Below are 16,714 nucleotides of genomic sequence, written 5' to 3'. Positions count from 1 at the left end.
TTTTAAACTTGCACAGGTTCGGTAGCTTGCTCTTTTTGCATTCTCAAATTCAATTCATCTAGAATTTTTAAGGCCCGATCGAGAACGGTCGTATCATCTAACATTACAAGCCCACCATCTGGACCAGGCTCAAGATGTATTCCGACACTTTTTCCTTCTTTGAAATTATGGCCTCCGAAAAAGTTACGCACTGTATCTACGTGCAAACCTAGTTCATCCGCTATTCTATGCATGCTACCGCTAGGCAATGAATCTTTAATCTTACGAAGTTCATTAAATGTTATTGTTCTCATGTCTCGTAAATTTAATGGTTAATATTATGTGACTCATTTATCACGCTATAAACTTAAGCAAAAAAAAAGATAAAACAAATTATTTGCTTATCTTTTTTTATGGAATTGATAAATTCTCTTAACGTTTTAGATTATTTCAATAGTGTTAGCCGGTACCCAGCCTACTTTACCATCTTCTAATCGTATTTCTTTCCATTCTTTCATAGAATTATCTTTGATATTAACTTTTCGTCCTTCATGAAGGATAAAAAGACTAGTTCCACTTTCGCTTGGAGTACTACGAACAGTGACACTAGGATTCACGACAATTGCATTATCTCTATTTACTAAACGTTCTTTTTGTTTTGAAGCAAAGAGATTTGAACATACAGTAATAATTAAAAAAATTATCCCGAAAATAAAGCCAAGCTTCTTCCATAAAATCTGTTTGGAAAAGATAAAGAAGTAGAGAGCAACAATTAAGAGAATAAAAGAGATAATCCCCCAAGTAGCCCACGCATCAACACTCATACTATTGATAAGTGCTTTAATCCATGAAACAAAGAATATTTCTGGGACAGCTTCAACTTTATCTACGGTTTTCGCACGTGCAATTTCCAAATTAGCACGAATATCACTATTTCCTGGCTGTAGAAGTAAAGCGCGTTCGTAATTTAATACAGCTTTAGCTATCTCACCAATTTTATAATAACTATTTCCTAGATTATAATAAACTTCAGCTGATTCTCCATTTTTCAATAAGTCCTCATATATCTGTATAGCCAACGCATAGTCATTTTTAATGTATGCGGAATCTCCTTCTGCTTTGGTAGCATTCTCCATTTGTGTATTGGAAAACGTAGTAGAATGAATAGAATCAACTCCAATTGTCTGCAGAGTATCAGTAGATAATGAGTCTTGCCCAAAGCAAGCTATCGATATTGACAATAATGCGAAAAACAATATTTTTTTCATGACACAAATTCTTCTGGATTAATGTTTTATTGAATTCTCCATTTTGCTTATTACTTCCACAGAAGATGAATATACTTTATCCATCGCCTGATTCTCATCTCCCGGAGCAAAGCGAGCAAATTCACACTCATTCAAGGCATTCAGGAATTCCTTAATTAGTTCTTCATTTACTCCATGATTTCTCAGTTTTTCTTCAATATTATCTTTTGATAAACGAGAAACCGGAATATTCAGTTTGTCGCTAATATAGCCCCACAATGTTTTCAAAACTTCATCGTAGAAAGCATCCTTCTTATTTTCTGATAATAATTTACCAGCCAACTTCATACGTTTAGTTGCTACCTTATTTGCCTTCTTCGTACGCATCTTTGCAACATTTGCATTCTCACTAGCTTGTTTACGATAAACAATAATGAAAATAATAAAAGCAAAAGCAGGAATGATATAGAATAACCAATATGTCATAGAACCATACATGAAACTTCCTTTTGGATGGAAAGTTACTTCATTTTGCTTGATATAACGTATATCTTCTCCCAATACCTTCAGATCTTCTTTATTGGTAAAGTTAGCGATAACTTGGTCTGCATTACCCGCACCTTTCTCTACATTTACTACATACTCTTCTGTTTTCAAAGTCTTATACGACTTAGAACGAATATCAAAATAGCTAAAGGTCACACCTGGTATTTTATAGCCCCCAGCATGTCTTGGAATTGCTAGATATTCTATGATTTTACTTCCCGTAAGTCCTTCACGAGTTAATCTGACTTGATTATCAACTTTAGGATCATATACTTCAAAATCGTCTGGGAATTTGATTTTGGGTTCTGATATCAGTTTAAGATTTCCAGTACCTGAAATCACTAATTTGACAGTAATTGCATCATTGGTTTTTACTTCCTTACTATTAATCGAAGAAGAAATAGTAAATTCTCCTACTCCACCTGAAAAACCAGCGGGTTTACCTTCTGGAAGAGGGTTCACATTTACTGCAATCTTAGGAGTAGCAATCGTTTTTCTTATATCTACAACATTGCTTCCACCATTAAAAAAGGCGTCAAATGGATCATCAGATTGTACAGGCTTCCTAATTATCATTTGGAACTGGGCAGGATCTATAAAAAGCTTGCCAGACTGTTGCGGAAAGAGTACAAATTGACGATAGACTGTGGTAAAATAATTGCGACCATTTTCATGTTCCTGAGTCCATCTCGAATCTCCTGTCATTTCAATCTCTTGAGAATGGAAGCCCTTAAAGTCAGGCAGTTTGGCATTTTCTAAATGTAGATTAGTCTCCCTAGTATATATTTTATATGTTAGGACAAATGCTTCTTGCTCAAACACTGTTGTTTTACTAACAATAGCTTTAATAAACAAATCTTGATTAGATATGCTTGTGGTGGAAGATCTTCCACCATTTTGACCACCACTACCAGCTTGATCTTGAGGTAAAACCTTTATTTTTACAGAGTTTGATACCATCTGATTTCCCTCGGCGACAATTGAAGCTCCCGGAATTGTATATTCGCCAACATTTGTTGCCATTAAAATATATGTGAACACAACAATACTTGAGGAAGTAACATTACCATTGATGATTTGTGTACTACTCTGTTTTGAACTGCTTGGTCCCATCAAAACATCAAATCCCTTAATGGCTGGTATCTGGAATTCTTTTACGTTTTGTGTAGTTACAGTAAAAGATAGTTTGAATTGCTCACCTACTACCACAGCATCAGGAGCAGAAGCAGTAAACGTCACTTTATCTGCTAATACCTGAGAGCCATATGCCATCAATGCTATCAATATAACAATCAGTTTTCTCATTGCTTATGAAATTTATATCATCAACTTTATTATTACCAATCTTTCTCCAAGCGACCTCCCTGAAGAACTTTCTGTTGTTTCTTTACTTTGTCCTGTACATCTTTTTCATCCTGCATTACTGAATTCAGCAATTGTTCAGCATTTTCCTTTGACATCTGATTATCTTTCTTATCAGACTTAGGCGGTTGTTGCTGATCTTTTTTATCATCTTGCTTCTGGTCGTTTTGTTTATCTTTATTCTGATCCTGCTTTTGGTCTTGTTTCTGCTGTTGATCTTTATCCTTATCTTGATCTTGGTTTTGATCTTGATTTTGTTGTTGATCTTTCAGCATTTTTTGTGCAAGTGCCAAATTATAACGTGTCTCATTATCCGTAGGATTATTACGTAAAGACATTTTATATGCCTCTACTGCTTTAGCATAATCCTTACCTGATTGAAGGAGTACACCCATATTATGATAAATCTGAGCTAACTTAGTTTTATCCTTTTCAATGTTACTGGCAGCAGCATATTGTTCCATTGCATCTTTAAACTTTTGCTGCTGTGAAAGTGTATTTCCTAAGTTATACATAGACACTGTAGATTTAGGATTTGCTTCCAGAGCCTTCCGGTAGTTCACCTCTGCATCTACAAATACACTATCATTAAACAAACGATTGCCCTTACGGATATAGTCACGTTCTGCCTTTTGAGCCGAAGCCCCAGCAGCTAACGACAGAAAGACAACGAATAGAATATATTTACTTTTTGACATACGCATAACTACTTCTTATTATTAGAGAATAGATGAACGTTCTTAAATAACGGGTTTTTACGATCCAAAATTAATATTTCAGCCAATAACAATAGTAATATAATCCATGCTATTGCTTGGAACTGCTCATTAAATTCCGTATATACCTTTGATTCTACGTCAGATTTAGCCATTTTATTTATTTCCTGGTTAATGGCTTTCTGAGCTGAATTGGTATTATCGACACGTACATAAATTCCTTTTCCATCTTTTGCTATTTCCTGACACATCGCTTCATTCAAGCGTGTAACAATTACATTACCTTCCCGGTCACGACGATAATCATTGGTTCCAACTTCTGGAATTGGCGCACCTTCCGGCATACCGACTCCCAAAACATTTACTTGAATGCCTTTCTCTGCAGCAGCTTTAGCTGCTTCTACAGCTCCCCCCTCATGATTCTCACCATCTGTAATAACGATAATGGCACGTCCTACCCCTTCCTGAGGAGTAAAACTACGTGCGGCTAAGTTGATAGCTTCACCAATTGCTGTACCCTGCTTAGAAATTAATGATGGATTAATAGATTCCAAAAACATTTTCGCAGAAATATAATCACTAGTAATTGGCAATTGGGTAAAAGCATCTCCCGCAAATACAATCATACCAACTTTATCATTATCCAGTTCATCTACAAGCCTGGAGATTAATCGCTTTGCTTTTTCCAAACGACTTGGTTGTACATCTTGCGCCAACATTGAATTAGAAATATCTAAAGCAATGATAACCTCTACTCCTTTTCGTTTCACAGTCTCCAATTTTGAGCCAAATTGAGGACGAGCCAATAATACAGAGAATAAGCCAATAGCTGCAAACAAAATCCAGAATTTTATATCGGGACGATATTTAGACACATCAGGCATCAGCTGAGCCAGCAACACCGGATCTCCGAATCGACGGATATTTCTCCGTCTCCTGTAATTGGAATACAAGTAGAAAGCTGCTAAAAAAGGTAATAACAGCAATAAATATAAATATGCAGGTTCTTCAAATCGAAACATCTTCTTATTATTTAACGATTTACAGATTACAATTGGTAAAATTCAGCTTATGGAATTCTCTTGAGTATTGAGTTACGCAATAAAACTTCCAACAGCACGCAAAGGAAAGCAGCCAGTGCGAACCATTGATATTCTTCGTCCCGCTTGCTATATTCTTTCACATTCAATTTTGTTTTCTCCAACTTATCAATTTCTTCATATACCTCTTGCAGTTTCGAGTTGCTCGTAGCTCGGAAATAATTACCATCCGTAGTTCCAGCAATCTGTGTCAATGTCTTCTCATCAATTTCTACCGGCATATTAATATATTGTATTGTATTTCCGACAGGATATGGATAAGGAGCCAAACCATTTGTTCCAACACCAATGGTATATACACGAATACCAAAACTTTTAGCTATTTCGGCTGCTGTTAAAGGGGAAATATCACCTTTATTATTAGTACCGTCCGTCAATAGAATGATTACTTTGGATTTAGCTTTGCTATCTTTCAGACGAGTGACAGCATTCGCAATTCCCATACCAACCGCCGTTCCATCTTCGATAAGACCACATTTTATATTATGGATCATATCAAGTAATACAGCATGGTCTACAGTTAGAGGACACTGAGTAAAAGTCTCGCCGGCAAACAAAGTTATACCAACATTATCATTCGGACGACCATTAATAAATTCCGCAGCTACGTCTTTTGCTGCCTCCAATCTATTAGGCTTCAAATCTTCAGCCAACATACTAGTAGATACGTCAATAGCTAACATGATATCAATTCCTTCTATCTCGCTATTTTGCCATTTATTAGTAGTTTGCGGACGTGCAAGTACCAAAATAACCAGCACCAAAGCAATGATGCGTAGCAGAAATGGAGCATGCAGCAAATAATTCTTATAACTTTTGGGAGTATGAGCATATACTCTTGCATCCGAAATCTGAAGAGTTGCTTCACTTTTCTTTCGCTTCAGAATATACCATACTATATAAGGTATAAGCAATAATAGCAAAAACAAATATTCAATATTGGCAAAAACCATTTTATTTACATTTTAACAGTTTACTATTTAGTATTCAAGCAAGGTGTTCTTTTATGCAAAAAACTCATATAGCTGTAGACCTATATATACAAAGGTACCTACCAATGCAGCCGACAATAATACAATTCCACAAATAAGGAATACTTTCGCATGCAAAGAACGCTTCTCAATGATAGTGATTTCCGTAGGCTGTGGCTTCTGATTTTCTTCTTCCGGTTGCTTAGTCTCATTAATAAAGTCAATGGCATTAACCAAATTCACGTCATTTTCGTTCATCAATGGATCATGTTTAGCAAATTTCACCAAATCGGCAGTCTGGAAAAGAAATCTTAAATCTGATATCGCATCCTTATCTTTGATTTCCAGCAATTTATCTATAATCTCAGACGATGTCATTTCAAGAGCATTGAATCCAAAACGGTCTCTGATATAAGTACGAATTGTATCTGTTAGTTCCGTATAATACTCCTTCGGCCGTCCTTTCTGCCAAACTTTCTCGTTCTTGATACGCTCTATTTCCTGTAAAGCAGCCTGATGTGGCGGCAATTTTGGTTCAACTTTGATTTTTCGGATGATAGGCTTATTATCACGGATACGGATAATAAAATAAATCAATAGACCGAGAAGAGGAAATGCTAAAAATGAGCAAGCAAGCAAGCCATACCAATCTTCCCAAGCAAAAGGTGCTTTCATCACAGTTTTCTGACCGAAAAATTGATCCGGATGAAGAGTATCTACTGGCATTGAATAAACTTTCAATGCTAAAGCCTTCGATTTATAAACTTTTCCATCTACAGTGACAGGTACTGGTGGTATATAATACAAAGCCGAATCAAAAGACGTGATAGTGTATTCCTGAGTGATCAGCATACGTTGTCGATCATTCAGAAATTGAGTATCCGGTTTGGCTGTTTCCACAATTTCAATCCCAGGTACTATCGTATCTGTATAAACCGGAAAAACTGCACGTTGCTTAGCGTCCATAGCTACTTGCAATTGCAACTTCGCCTGTTCACCAATCCATATCTGCAACGAATCGATTTTTGCGTCCACCGTAACAGATTGTGCAGTTGCTCTACTTATACACAGCAGACATAATAATGCTATCAGAATAAAATTTCTATTCATCTTTAGTTCCGTTAATTTCGTTTGGCAAATAAATTCAACAATGCCTTTACGTAATCCTCATCAGTTCTCACAGACACAGCATCCACATTACTTTTGGTGAATGTGTCATTCAATTCAGTTTGTTTCTGGATCCACCAGTCACGATGTGCACGACGTACTGCCTTAGAAGAAGTATCAATCCATTGCTCGTGTCCTGTTTCTGCATCTTTGATCCGCATTAACCCTACAGGAGGTAAATCACTGACTCTCCTATCATAAACTTGTAATGCCACAACATCATGTTTCCGGTTGGCAATAGTCATTGCATTTTTAAAGCTTTCCTGGTCGATAAAGTCCGATAATATAAATGCAGTGCAACGTCTTTTCATTACATTAGTCAGATATTCTAATGCGAGACGAATATTCGTACGTCGACTTTCCGGATGAAAATCAAGTAGTTCACGAATAATATACAAAATATGCTTACGCCCTTTTTTAGGAGGAATAAACTTTTCTATCCTGTCCGAAAAAAAAATTACACCAATTTTATCATTATTCTGGATGGCTGAAAAAGCAAGAGTAGCAGCAATTTCTGTTATCATATCCTTTTTCAACTGTTTGACAGTACCAAATTCCAAACTTCCGGAAACATCAACCATCAACATAACTGTCAGTTCGCGTTCTTCTTCAAACACTTTCACATAAGGTTTGTTGAAGCGCGCTGTCACATTCCAGTCAATGTCACGTATATCATCACCAAACTGATACTCACGAACTTCCGAGAAAGACATACCTCTACCTTTGAAAGCCGAATGATATTGACCTGCAAAGATATTGTTAGACAATCCACGTGTCTTGATCTCAATCTGACGAACCTTTTTTAATATTTCACTTGTTTCCATTCTAATAATTATACAGTGGTTAATAGTAAGTAGCCAAAAAAAATTATTGACTACTAATTGACTGTATTATAATCGAAAATTAGGGCACTTCAACCTTATTCAGAATCTTGCTGATAATTTCGTCTGAAGTCATGTTATTAGCTTCTGCTTCGTATGTCAATCCGATACGATGACGAAGAACATCATGGGCAACAGCGCGAACATCTTCCGGAATTACATAACCGCGACGTTTGATGAAAGCGTATGTACGTGCAGCCAATGCCAGATTGATAGAAGCACGAGGCGATCCACCGAATCCGATCATATCTTTCAGTTCCTTGAGATCGTATTTCTCCGGGAAACGAGTTGCAAATACAATATCTACAATATAACGCTCAATCTTTTCATCCAGATAAACCTGACGAACGACCTTACGTGCTTCAATGATTTCATCTGCTTTCAAGATTGGTCTTACATTGAATTTTTCTCCATTAATATTCTGGCGGATAATCAGTTTTTCTTCTTCCAATTTTGGATAATCGATCACTACTTTCAGCATGAAACGGTCTACTTGTGCTTCAGGAAGCGGATAAGTACCTTCTTGTTCAATCGGATTCTGAGTCGCAAGTACCAAGAATGGTTCCGGTAATAAGAAAGTTTCTTTACCGATAGTCACTTGACGCTCTTGCATGGCTTCTAACAAAGCACTTTGCACTTTGGCCGGAGCACGGTTGATTTCATCTGCTAATACGAAATTAGCAAAGATAGGACCTCTCTGAACTTTAAAAGATTCGTCTTTCTGACTGTAAACCATAGTACCGATAACGTCGGCAGGTAATAAATCGGGCGTAAACTGAATACGGCTATATTTCGCATCTATTAAAGAAGCGAGTGTTTTGATAGCCAAAGTTTTTGCCAAACCAGGTACACCTTCGAGGAGAACGTGTCCGTCGGACAATAATCCGATAAGCAATGATTCAACCAAATGTTTCTGACCAACAATAACTTGGTCCATACCTGTCGTAAGATTGGTAACGAAAGCACTTTGTCTTTCAATCCGCTCATTTAACTCGCGGATATCAATTGATTCAGCCATAAATACTTAATATTTTGTTATTTAAATTCCAATAATTAATATATACCTTGCAATACTTAATTAGTTTTTTATTTTGCTTCCAAAAGTACGCCATATAATTAACGATTGCAACTAATTTTTATTAAAAAACAATGCGAAATCTTTAGATTAAGGTACTTTCATACGGTTTTGCATATCCATAACATTTCACCCGATCATATATTATCCATATAGATCGGGTGAAAGTAATTATCTTTTTATTTTTTTGTTAGTTCCGGTATCTTTATTTTTGTGCCATAAGGAACCGTATTAGGATTCTTTATAACGTTAGGATTGTGTTTTACAATATAAGGCCACATTCCTTTTGTTCCATAATACCGTAATGAAACTTTTGTTAAAGTTTCCCCTTCTTTAATTGTATGGGTAGTTTTTGTTCCGGTAATTGTATAAGATGCAGAGTCAGAATATACAGGAGCCGAAGCCTGTTCCTGAGTTGCTTTGTTTTCTGTTTTTGCAGAAGTTTCCGGTTCTTTCTTCACGACAGGTGGTACCGCCACTTCCTCCGTTCCTGTTGATACATTTGGAGTAGCTACGACAGTTGTATCTTTCTTTCCAATACTATCAAGTAGCTGTGTCTCAGGCTGTACGGGTTGAGTAGTCACAGGCATATCAATAGCCTCCTTATTAGGTGAAGAAGTGAAAATATCCGGATAATAGATGTATAAAACAGCACCTCCACATAATAATAAAACAATTATAATTACAGCTATTAAATATGGGACAGGAGATTTTTCTTTTTGAGCTACCACTTTTGTAACAGGTTTCTGCTGAACAGTTTCCAGTTGTTCCTTAGAAGTTACCGGTTCCAAATTCGCTTTCGCAAGTTCCTGGGCTATGATTGTTTCAGCTGAAAGAACTTCTTGCTTTACATCCTTAGATTCTGACTGTTGTTTAGATATAGTCTCTTCCGGCTGTATAATTGTCCTTTCTACTTCGGTAGTTTCAAGAGCTGGACTCTCCTCTTGAGATTCTTCTACAATTTCCTCTCGTACAACTTTATCTTCAATGACAGTTTCTTCTGCTTCAGAATCATTACCTGTATTGTTCTCAATAATAACTTCTTCGGCAACCTGCGCTTCTTGAATTAGTACAGGCTGTTCATTGATTTCAGAAATTTCTTGTATTTCAGCAATCTTATCTTCATTCTGATAAAGTCCATTCTTCTTATTATTACTCACTTGTGTTGCCGTTCCCTCTCCGTTTTCATCTTCTTCCGTTTCTTCTTCAGCAGTATCCTCCAGCACTGTATTTTCATTCAGTACAACAGTTTCAAAATGTGAGAAAGGCTTATTGATCGTATCTCTCAAGTTAGGATCCGGAGTAAAAGACACCTTTGTATGTCCCTTTATCTGAAACCTTTCACCTGTATTCACATTAACACTTTCCCGACTATCTACATCAATAAGTTTGAAAGTACCCAATCCTTTGATTTTTACATACTTATCAATCTCCAAGGCTTGCTCTATCAAAAGAAAAAACTCTTTGACAAACGCCTCGGCGTCCTTTTTGGTCATGCTATGTTTTGCAGCCAATAAGTCGGTAAGGTCTTGAATTGTTAGTCTTTCATTCATAATGGGAAATATTTATTTAAACTTATCTTTCAGGTTATTACTAGGTTTATAAGATAAAACCAATTTTGGAGGAATCAGCATACGCTGCTTGGTAGCAGGATTAATTGATATTCGTTCTGCTTTCTTTTTTACCTCGAAAGTGCCGAATCCCTGTATCGTAATACCATTTCCTTCCTCCAATTCTTGTGTCATCTCAGACAATAAAGAACTTACCAATTCGGAAGTATCTTTAATAGTATATCCCAGTCTATCTGCCAGTTCTGATGTAAATTCCTTATTATTCATAGCTATTTATAATCTTTGCATATAAATCAAAATCATCTGCATCCATCACCTCTACCTGATAAAAACGTCCGATCTTTAATTTCTGTTCAGTAGAACTGATTAAAACTTCTGGATCGACTTCCGGTGAATCAAATTCCGTTCGTCCAATATAATAATCACCTTCTATCCGATCAATAATGACTTTCATTTGTTTGCCAATCTTTTCTGCACTCAATTCTGCAGAAATTCCTTGTTGGATATCCATTAACTCATCCAATCGGGCTTGTTTGACCTCTTGAGGAATAGAATCTTCATATTGTTGTGCAGCATAAGTTCCTTCTTCTTCCGAATATGCAAAAGCTCCCATTCTGTCAAAGCGCACGTTGCGTACAAATTCTTTTAATTCTTTAAAGTCCTCTTCTGTCTCTCCGGGATGTCCTACCATTAAAGTTGTACGTAAATGTATACCCGGAACTTCTTTGCGGAATTGCTCTATCAGCTTATTAGTATCTTCTTTCGTTACCTGCCGACGCATCATCTTCAGCATATTGTCGCTGATATGTTGCAAAGCGATATCCATGTATTTACATACATTATCCCGTTCCCGCATTACACGAAACAAGTCTGTAGGAAAATGAGCAGGATAAGCATAATGTAAACGAATCCATTCGACACCCGGTATTTCGGAAATACGTTCAATGAGTTCAGGAAGCATTTGCTTTTTATACAAGTCTACACCATAATAAGTAAGTTCCTGTGCTATTACCTGAAACTCTTTCACCCCTTGGGATACCAGATATCGTACTTCATTCAGAATTTCTTCCATTGGTTTAGAAACATGGCTTCCCGTAATAATAGGAATAGCACAATAAGAACATTTACGGTCGCATCCTTCTGATATTTTCAGATATGCATAATGTTTTGGAGTCGTTAGAGTGCGTTCAATATACAAATCTTCGTGATATGTCTTTCCTAAGTCTTGCAAAAGCTCCTTCCAGTTAAATTTACCATAGAATTTGTCTACCTGCGGTATTTCAACAGCCAATTCGTTCAAATAACGTTCGGAAAGACACCCCATCACAAATAATTTCTTTAAGTCGCCCTCCTCTTTCCTTTGTGCAAACTCAAGAATCATATTAATAGATTCCTCTTTTGCATCACCAATAAAGCCACATGTATTAATTACCGCAATTTCCCCGTCAGGATTTTCAGTATCATGAGTTACAGTATATCCTACCTCCTCCAATTGACGCATCAATTGTTCTGAATCAACTAAGTTTTTAGAGCACCCTAAAGTTATAATGTCTATTTTCCTTCTTTTCATGCGTTCTCTCCAAACAAGGAATCAACAAATTCATTTTTGCGGAAAACTTGCAAGTCCTCCATGCCTTCACCCAGTCCGATGTATTTTACAGGAATCTTGAATTGATCGGAAATACCGATAACAACTCCACCTTTGGCTGTTCCATCCAGTTTGGTTATCGCCATGGCAGTTACTTCCGTTGCCAAAGTAAACTGTTTGGCTTGTTCAAAGGCATTCTGTCCGGTAGAACCGTCCAATACCAGCAGCACTTCGTCAGGAGCAGTAGGTACGACCTTCTTCATCACATTCTTGATTTTAGTCAGCTCATTCATCAAGCCCACTTTATTATGCAGACGTCCGGCAGTATCAATGATCACTACATCCGCATTGTTAGATACAGCGGAACTCAGTGTATCAAAAGCTACGGAAGCAGGATCCGCACCCATTTTCTGTTTGACTACAGGAACTCCTACCCGTTCTCCCCAGATCATCAATTGTTCCACAGCAGCAGCGCGGAAAGTATCGGCTGCACCCAGATAAACAGATTTTCCCGCTTTTTTAAATTGATATGCCAGTTTACCAATTGTTGTAGTTTTACCTACCCCATTGACTCCGACTACCATAATAACATACGGTTTCTTTTTGATCGGCAAATCAAAGTCTGCCACATCATCCGAATTATTTTCGGTTAAAAGTGCAGCAATTTCATCACGCAATATATGATTCAACTCCTGAGTATTTACATATTTATCAGCAGCTGCACGTTTTTCAATCCTTTTGATTATATTCAATGTAGTTTCTACACCTACATCGGAAGTTATCAATACTTCCTCCAGATTATCCAACACTTCATCGTCCACCTTTGACTTACCAGCCACAGCACGAGCGATTTTACTAAAAACGCTCTCTTTGGTTTTAGATAATCCTTTATCTAAAGTTTCCTTCTTCTCTTTTGAAAAAAAACTAAAAAATCCCATATTTCCAGTTGTTTCTATAATACATTATGCTACAAAGATATAACAAAGGATTGAGAAAGTAAAAAAAAGAAGCAAAAAAATCCCCTTATTGCTTAACCAATAAGGGGATTTTGTATGTATAGCGTATATGCTATTTCGATTATTTTTTGAAAAAGTCTTGTACTTTTTCGTTTGGAACCATTTGTTCATCAAAAATGTAAGCTCCAGTCTTCGGAGATTTTACCATTTTGATAACCTTGGTATAAGCACGACCTTCTTTAGTACCTTCGTGCAAGCTTGCTACTGTTTTCTTTGCCATGGGTTATACTATCTTTTATTTAATTTCTTTGTGTACTGTTACTCTCTTCAAGATTGGGTTGTATTTCTTCAACTCAAGTCTCTCAGTAGTATTTTTTCTGTTCTTAGTTGTGATATAACGAGATGTTCCCGGCATTCCACTGTCTTTGTGTTCTGTACATTCCAGAATCACTTGCACTCTGTTACCTTTTGCTTTCTTTGCCATTGTAAGTTTTCTCCTCTACTATTTAGCCGATTACTTTAATGCTTTTCCAATCACAATAACCTTTAGCTACTGCATCAGTCAGCGCAGCATCCAGGCCTTTTTTATTGATAATACGCAGGCCGTTAGCGCAAAGGCTAAGGCTGATCCAACAATCCTGTTCTACATAATAGAACTTCTTTTTAAACAAGTTCAAATCAAAGGTTCTCTTAGTTCTTCTCTTTGAGTGTGAAACATTGTTGCCAATCATGGCTTTCTTTCCGGTAATTTGACAAATCTTCGACATTTCTATCTTATTTTTATAGTTTTATATCTAACTTATTTCAAACAGGACGCAAAGTAAGCACTTTTATCCGTATAAAACAAGCAATTCTTTAAATAATTCACGTATAAACACCAATTTTTCTTTATTTGAGAAGATCACGAAGCATTAACAATGCATTATTCCCCGCTCTTTCAATATTCATCGCCCTTCCACGATTTGTTTCCTGCTTATAAGTGTGGATTTCGTTTTTATAACCAGCAGCTATCCAAACAGTACCAACAGGCTTTTCAGGAGTACCCCCATTTGGACCGGCTATTCCGGAAGTTGCAACTGCACAATCAGTTTTCAGCGCTTTCATCGCACCTTTTACCATTTCAATAACAGTTTCCTCACTTACAGCGCCATGTTGTGCCAATGTTTCGGACGAAACATGCAACAATCCCATCTTTACGTCGTTGGAATAAGCCACTATTCCCCCATTAAAATATTCAGAACTTCCAGAAATAGAAGTCAGTCGTGCCGCAATACTTCCTCCAGTACAACTTTCTGCGGTGGAAACGGTTAATTTCTTCTTTTTCAAAAGTTCACCTACAATCATTTCCAACGGCGTATCTTCTTCACTAAAAATATCGTCACCTAGAATTTCTTCCAACTTTACTTTTTCACGATTAAGAATATTAACTAATCTCGCTTTATCCTTTCCTCTTCCAGTCAATCGAAGACGAATGATCCCAAGTTTTGGCAAATATGCTAATTTGATGCATTCAGGAAGAGCTGTTTCCCATGGTTCTAGTTTTTCTGCAAGTACCGACTCGGGATAGTGTTGTACAAGGAAAGTCTGATGGATAATAACATCCGTTTGAAATCTTTCCTGCAATTTAGACAAAACAGACTCTTTCATTACAGCAGTCATTTCCTGAGGAACACCAGGCATTGACACAAGTACTTTATCTCCTCTTTCAAACCAACTAACAGATGCGCTTCCTACAGGATTATTAATCACCGTACAGTCTTTGGGAACCATCGCTTGACTCTTATTCAACGCATTCATCGGTATTTTTCCGGCAAGCACACGCTTGATATTCTCATATACATCTTCATTGAACACCAATTCAGTATGAAAATACTCACAAAGAGTCTGTTTAGTGATATCGTCTTTAGTCGGACCAAGTCCTCCGGTTACCAAGACAATATTTGCCCTTTTCATCGCACTATCAATCGCTTCTATAATCTCTTCCTTCCGATCGCGAATCGAGACAATACGAAGAACTTCAATACCTATTTTATTTAATTCCTGCCCCATCCAGGCAGAATTTGTATCGATGACCTGCCCTATCAGCAGTTCATCACCAATGGTAATAATCTCAGCAAACATATTTCCCTTATACTTTTAATAGTACTTATACCTTATATTATATAGGTATGTATATTGCACTAATCCTTTAGAATTATTCCATTCTCCCGTTTCACGTACATGATCCGTTCGATTTACGTACGTGATCCCATGGGACTACATACGTGGAGTGATCAGATCTCGTATATGAAACGAAGAAACCCAATAAAGAAAACTACTTAATGAAGTCTTCAACTCCTCTTAGTTCTCCTAGGTTTACCTATTATAATAGGAGAATATTAGTCTTTTGATAGGCTTCTATTATCGTTTCTCCTACTTTTATTATCACTTTTACTCTCTATTATCACCTCTTTCCACTTTAATTGTCACTACTTAAATAGCTATCAAACAGATTGTTATTCTTAAAAATAACAAGTAACAATAAAAAATAGATTATAGTGTGACGCGAGAATATGCAGGAAGTTCAATAGAACAAAAATCTTTATCCAGATACTTGAAATACCCTGTAATAGCAATCATAGCAGCATTATCAGTAGTATAACTAAACTTAGGAATAAAGATATTCCAACCATATTTCTCAGCATGTTCATGAAAAGAATTACGTAATCCGTTATTTGCAGATACTCCACCAGCTACAGCAACCTCCTTTATATTATATTGTTTGGCTGCTTTCCGCAACTTATCCATGAGAATGTCAACAACAGTAGCTTCAAGAGATGCAGCTAAATCGACTTTATGATGTTCGATGAAGTCAGGATCTTCCTTCAACCAGTCACGAAGTGAATAAAGGAACGAGGTTTTCAATCCACTAAAACTATAATCAAGTCCTGGAATATGAGGCTTACTGAACGTAAATGCTTTTGGATTTCCCTGACGTGCTAATTTATCTATAATAGGACCACCGGGATAACCGAGTCCCATTACTTTAGAGCATTTATCAATAGCTTCTCCGGCAGCATCGTCAATAGTCTGTCCGAGAATCTCCATGTCATTGTAAGCTTTTACCAATACAATCTGCGAATTTCCTCCGGAAACCAACAGACAAAGGAAAGGAAATTCCGGTTGTTTATTCTCTTCTCCTTCAGCTTTAATAAAATGAGCTAAAACATGGCCTGTTAAGTGATTAACATCAATCAAAGGAATATTGAGTGAACGTGCAAATCCTTTTGCAAAAGAAACTCCTACCAATAAAGAACCCATCAATCCCGGCCCACGTGTAAATGCTACCGCACTTAATTCTTTTTTAGTAACGCCTGCTCGTTTTAGTGCTTCGTGTACTACCGGTACAATATTTTGTTGATGTGCCCGGGAAGCTAGTTCCGGTACGACACCGCCATAAGCTTCATGTACAGCTTGACTTGATACCACATTTGACAGCAGATAACCATCCTTAATTACGGCTGCCGACGTATCATCACAGGAGGATTCAATTCCTAATATTATTGCACTCATAAG

At 36.9% G+C, this 16,714-nt stretch carries 18 protein-coding genes; all 18 read right to left on the bottom strand.

Features of this window, described 5'->3' with window-relative positions; all coding sequences use genetic code 11:
- Positions 1 to 2: 2 nt before the first annotated feature.
- The gene (locus tag EJF25_RS16975) at positions 3 to 293 is read right to left on the bottom strand and encodes a hypothetical protein (RefSeq protein ID WP_025074172.1); all 291 of its coding nucleotides are present in this window, start codon (positions 291 to 293) and stop codon (positions 3 to 5) included.
- Positions 294 to 419: 126 nt separating this feature from the next.
- Positions 420 to 1,247 (bottom strand): tetratricopeptide repeat protein, encoded by an 828-nt coding sequence (locus tag EJF25_RS16970; RefSeq protein WP_125042066.1) that lies wholly within the window; start codon positions 1,245 to 1,247, stop codon positions 420 to 422.
- A gap of 18 nt (positions 1,248 to 1,265) precedes the next feature.
- Complete coding sequence (locus tag EJF25_RS16965) at positions 1,266 to 3,077, bottom strand: BatD family protein (RefSeq protein WP_125042065.1); 1,812 nt, start codon at positions 3,075 to 3,077, stop codon at positions 1,266 to 1,268.
- 32 nt (positions 3,078 to 3,109) lie between these two features.
- Positions 3,110 to 3,832: a tetratricopeptide repeat protein gene (locus tag EJF25_RS16960; RefSeq protein WP_200832930.1), complete on the bottom strand. Its 723-nt coding sequence runs from the start codon at positions 3,830 to 3,832 to the stop codon at positions 3,110 to 3,112.
- Between the two features lie 8 nt (positions 3,833 to 3,840).
- Positions 3,841 to 4,872: a VWA domain-containing protein gene (locus EJF25_RS16955; protein ID WP_125042063.1), complete on the bottom strand. Its 1,032-nt coding sequence runs from the start codon at positions 4,870 to 4,872 to the stop codon at positions 3,841 to 3,843.
- Between the two features lie 47 nt (positions 4,873 to 4,919).
- Positions 4,920 to 5,903 (bottom strand): vWA domain-containing protein, encoded by a 984-nt coding sequence (locus EJF25_RS16950; RefSeq protein WP_125042062.1) that lies wholly within the window; start codon positions 5,901 to 5,903, stop codon positions 4,920 to 4,922.
- Between the two features lie 51 nt (positions 5,904 to 5,954).
- Positions 5,955 to 7,031 (bottom strand): BatD family protein, encoded by a 1,077-nt coding sequence (locus EJF25_RS16945; protein ID WP_125042061.1) that lies wholly within the window; start codon positions 7,029 to 7,031, stop codon positions 5,955 to 5,957.
- Positions 7,032 to 7,042: 11 nt separating this feature from the next.
- Entirely contained in the window at positions 7,043 to 7,912 is an 870-nt protein-coding gene (locus EJF25_RS16940; protein WP_125042060.1) for a DUF58 domain-containing protein, read from the bottom strand.
- A 79-nt stretch (positions 7,913 to 7,991) separates the two neighbouring features.
- On the bottom strand, positions 7,992 to 8,987 hold the full coding sequence (locus EJF25_RS16935) for an AAA family ATPase (RefSeq protein WP_125042059.1): 996 nt from the start codon (positions 8,985 to 8,987) through the stop codon (positions 7,992 to 7,994).
- 236 nt (positions 8,988 to 9,223) lie between these two features.
- On the bottom strand, positions 9,224 to 10,597 hold the full coding sequence (locus tag EJF25_RS16930; protein ID WP_125042058.1) for an HU family DNA-binding protein: 1,374 nt from the start codon (positions 10,595 to 10,597) through the stop codon (positions 9,224 to 9,226).
- A 12-nt stretch (positions 10,598 to 10,609) separates the two neighbouring features.
- On the bottom strand, positions 10,610 to 10,882 hold the full coding sequence (locus EJF25_RS16925) for an HU family DNA-binding protein (RefSeq protein WP_125042057.1): 273 nt from the start codon (positions 10,880 to 10,882) through the stop codon (positions 10,610 to 10,612).
- On the bottom strand, positions 10,875 to 12,185 hold the full coding sequence (gene rimO / locus EJF25_RS16920; RefSeq protein WP_125042056.1) for a 30S ribosomal protein S12 methylthiotransferase RimO: 1,311 nt from the start codon (positions 12,183 to 12,185) through the stop codon (positions 10,875 to 10,877). The genes EJF25_RS16925 and rimO overlap by 8 nt, the downstream gene beginning before the upstream one ends.
- Positions 12,182 to 13,141 carry a signal recognition particle-docking protein FtsY gene (gene ftsY, locus EJF25_RS16915; RefSeq protein WP_125042055.1) on the bottom strand — a complete coding sequence of 320 codons (960 nt, stop codon included), beginning with the start codon at positions 13,139 to 13,141 and terminating at the stop codon, positions 12,182 to 12,184. Before ftsY ends, rimO begins: the two co-directional genes overlap by 4 nt.
- A 139-nt stretch (positions 13,142 to 13,280) precedes the next feature.
- Positions 13,281 to 13,439, bottom strand: a complete 159-nt coding sequence (locus tag EJF25_RS16910) for a DUF4295 domain-containing protein (RefSeq protein WP_125042054.1) — start codon at positions 13,437 to 13,439, stop codon at positions 13,281 to 13,283.
- Between the two features lie 15 nt (positions 13,440 to 13,454).
- On the bottom strand, positions 13,455 to 13,643 hold the full coding sequence (gene rpmG, locus EJF25_RS16905) for a 50S ribosomal protein L33 (protein ID WP_002560155.1): 189 nt from the start codon (positions 13,641 to 13,643) through the stop codon (positions 13,455 to 13,457).
- A 22-nt stretch (positions 13,644 to 13,665) separates the two neighbouring features.
- Complete coding sequence (rpmB, locus tag EJF25_RS16900; protein WP_125042053.1) at positions 13,666 to 13,926, bottom strand: 50S ribosomal protein L28; 261 nt, start codon at positions 13,924 to 13,926, stop codon at positions 13,666 to 13,668.
- A gap of 121 nt (positions 13,927 to 14,047) precedes the next feature.
- On the bottom strand, positions 14,048 to 15,280 hold the full coding sequence (locus EJF25_RS16895) for a competence/damage-inducible protein A (protein ID WP_125042052.1): 1,233 nt from the start codon (positions 15,278 to 15,280) through the stop codon (positions 14,048 to 14,050).
- A 411-nt stretch (positions 15,281 to 15,691) separates the two neighbouring features.
- Complete coding sequence (gene tsaD / locus EJF25_RS16890; protein ID WP_125042051.1) at positions 15,692 to 16,711, bottom strand: tRNA (adenosine(37)-N6)-threonylcarbamoyltransferase complex transferase subunit TsaD; 1,020 nt, start codon at positions 16,709 to 16,711, stop codon at positions 15,692 to 15,694.
- Positions 16,712 to 16,714 lie beyond the last annotated feature (3 nt).

The sequence above is a fragment of the Bacteroides faecalis genome (assembly GCF_003865075.1).
Classification (GTDB): domain Bacteria; phylum Bacteroidota; class Bacteroidia; order Bacteroidales; family Bacteroidaceae; genus Bacteroides; species Bacteroides faecalis.
The sequence above is the reverse complement of the archived record's forward strand: the minus strand, read 5'-3'. Positions and strand labels throughout refer to the sequence as shown.

What these genes read in the sequence shown, in the direction of transcription:
- EJF25_RS16975 (WP_025074172.1), bottom strand. Translation starts at nt 293, where the DNA reads ATGAGAACAATAACATTTAATGAACTTCGTAAGATTAAAGATTCATTG.
- EJF25_RS16970 (WP_125042066.1), bottom strand. Translation starts at nt 1,247, where the DNA reads ATGAAAAAAATATTGTTTTTCGCATTATTGTCAATATCGATAGCTTGC.
- EJF25_RS16965 (WP_125042065.1), bottom strand. Translation starts at nt 3,077, where the DNA reads ATGAGAAAACTGATTGTTATATTGATAGCATTGATGGCATATGGCTCT.
- EJF25_RS16960 (WP_200832930.1), bottom strand. Translation starts at nt 3,832, where the DNA reads ATGTCAAAAAGTAAATATATTCTATTCGTTGTCTTTCTGTCGTTAGCT.
- EJF25_RS16955 (WP_125042063.1), bottom strand. Translation starts at nt 4,872, where the DNA reads ATGTTTCGATTTGAAGAACCTGCATATTTATATTTATTGCTGTTATTA.
- EJF25_RS16950 (WP_125042062.1), bottom strand. Translation starts at nt 5,903, where the DNA reads ATGGTTTTTGCCAATATTGAATATTTGTTTTTGCTATTATTGCTTATA.
- EJF25_RS16945 (WP_125042061.1), bottom strand. Translation starts at nt 7,031, where the DNA reads ATGAATAGAAATTTTATTCTGATAGCATTATTATGTCTGCTGTGTATA.
- EJF25_RS16940 (WP_125042060.1), bottom strand. Translation starts at nt 7,912, where the DNA reads ATGGAAACAAGTGAAATATTAAAAAAGGTTCGTCAGATTGAGATCAAG.
- EJF25_RS16935 (WP_125042059.1), bottom strand. Translation starts at nt 8,987, where the DNA reads ATGGCTGAATCAATTGATATCCGCGAGTTAAATGAGCGGATTGAAAGA.
- EJF25_RS16930 (WP_125042058.1), bottom strand. Translation starts at nt 10,597, where the DNA reads ATGAATGAAAGACTAACAATTCAAGACCTTACCGACTTATTGGCTGCA.
- EJF25_RS16925 (WP_125042057.1), bottom strand. Translation starts at nt 10,882, where the DNA reads ATGAATAATAAGGAATTTACATCAGAACTGGCAGATAGACTGGGATAT.
- rimO (WP_125042056.1), bottom strand. Translation starts at nt 12,185, where the DNA reads ATGAAAAGAAGGAAAATAGACATTATAACTTTAGGGTGCTCTAAAAAC.
- ftsY (WP_125042055.1), bottom strand. Translation starts at nt 13,141, where the DNA reads ATGGGATTTTTTAGTTTTTTTTCAAAAGAGAAGAAGGAAACTTTAGAT.
- EJF25_RS16910 (WP_125042054.1), bottom strand. Translation starts at nt 13,439, where the DNA reads ATGGCAAAGAAAACAGTAGCAAGCTTGCACGAAGGTACTAAAGAAGGT.
- rpmG (WP_002560155.1), bottom strand. Translation starts at nt 13,643, where the DNA reads ATGGCAAAGAAAGCAAAAGGTAACAGAGTGCAAGTGATTCTGGAATGT.
- rpmB (WP_125042053.1), bottom strand. Translation starts at nt 13,926, where the DNA reads ATGTCGAAGATTTGTCAAATTACCGGAAAGAAAGCCATGATTGGCAAC.
- EJF25_RS16895 (WP_125042052.1), bottom strand. Translation starts at nt 15,280, where the DNA reads ATGTTTGCTGAGATTATTACCATTGGTGATGAACTGCTGATAGGGCAG.
- tsaD (WP_125042051.1), bottom strand. Translation starts at nt 16,711, where the DNA reads ATGAGTGCAATAATATTAGGAATTGAATCCTCCTGTGATGATACGTCG.